1 protein-coding gene and 1 pseudogene are annotated in these 1,264 nt (G+C 62.8%); both read left to right on the top strand.

What is annotated here, in order from left to right:
• A pseudogene (locus tag KH616_RS25120) lies at positions 1-81 on the top strand (quercetin 2,3-dioxygenase); the annotation flags it as partial.
• Positions 82-189: 108 nt separating this feature from the next.
• Entirely contained in the window at positions 190-1,260 is a 1,071-nt protein-coding gene (locus KH616_RS25115) for a porin (RefSeq protein ID WP_292255268.1), read from the top strand.
• The last annotated feature ends 4 nt before the right edge of the window (positions 1,261-1,264 follow it).

Below are 1,264 nucleotides of genomic sequence, written 5' to 3'. Positions count from 1 at the left end.
CTGACGTTCTCGGACGGCAAGCAGGCGGAAGTGCTGCTGTTCGACCTGCGCCCGATCGAGGTGACCGCCGAGTGGGCATGACGCCCGGCTCGCCATATCGTGCGGCCCCGCCCGATGGCGGGCCGTCTTGCAGACCGGCACGGAGCATAGATGCGGTTGAGAACAATGAAATGGACGTGCGCATGCGCCATGTCCGTGCCGGCGCTCGTTTCGGCTCAGGGTAGCGTCACGCTGTCGGGAATCGTCGACGCGGGCGTCACGTATGTGAACAATCAACACGGCGGCGCTGCGGCGGTGTTTGACAGTGGCATCTATGCGCCCAATCTGCTGATCATCAGTGGCGAAGAGAATCTTGGCGACGGCAACAAGGCGCTGTTTGAATTGACGTCCCAGTTCGATCTCGGCAACGGTTCGACGATTCCGGGCGCGACCCAGCTGTTCAACCGCACAGCGACGGTCGGGCTGTCGAACAACCGGTTTGGCACGCTGACGTTCGGCAACCAATACGACTTCATGTTCGACACGCTGACGCTCGGCTTCTTCGACGGTGCGCGCCTCTTCAGCGGACTCTATGGATTCCGGCAAGGTCCCTTCGCGGCGCTCGGCGTCCCGAACAACCCGACAGGCTCATTCGACTTCGACCGAATGGCCGGCGCCGCACGCGTCCCGAACTCGATCAAGTACCGCAGCCCGGCTTTTGCGGGATTGACGGTCGGCGCGTTGTACGGTTTCGGCGGCGTTCCGGGCGCGTTCTCCACGGATTCGACTGTGAGCGTCGGGATGAGTTACGTGAACGGCCCGTTCAGCCTCGGTGCCGCGTATGTCGACGTCAAGTATCCGCAACTCGGCAACGGCCACGATGGCATCCGCAACTTCGGATTCGGTGCGCACTACCAGTTCCCGCGCGTGCTGGCGATGCTGCTGTATACGAACACGAAGAACACGGCGACCGGCGCCCGGATCGACGTATACAAGGCGAGCGCGCTCTGGGACATTTCCGGGCCGTGGTCCGCGGGCATTGACTATGCGTATATGCACGGCAATGCGGTGCTCGACGGCAATCGTGCGAATCAGGTGTCAGCTGCGCTGCAGTATCACTTCTCGAAACGCACGCTCGTTTATGGCCAGGCCGTCTATCAGCGCGCGAGTGGCGACAATGCGGTGACACAGGCGTGGATCAACGGCCTGATGCAACCCGGCGCCGCGTCCAGCAATCGGTCTCAGGCGCTGGTACGGATCGGGGTGGCGACGCGATTCTAGGGCG

This window comes from Burkholderia sp. (assembly GCF_018375725.1).
Taxonomy (GTDB): Bacteria; Pseudomonadota; Gammaproteobacteria; order Burkholderiales; family Burkholderiaceae; genus Burkholderia.
Note: the sequence above shows the minus strand (reverse complement) of the source record. Positions and strands in the feature narration are given on the sequence as shown.

Coding starts and splice junctions, on each gene's coding strand:
- KH616_RS25115 (WP_292255268.1), top strand. CDS start 190: ATGTCCGTGCCGGCGCTCGTTTCGGCTCAGGGTAGCGTCACGCTGTCG.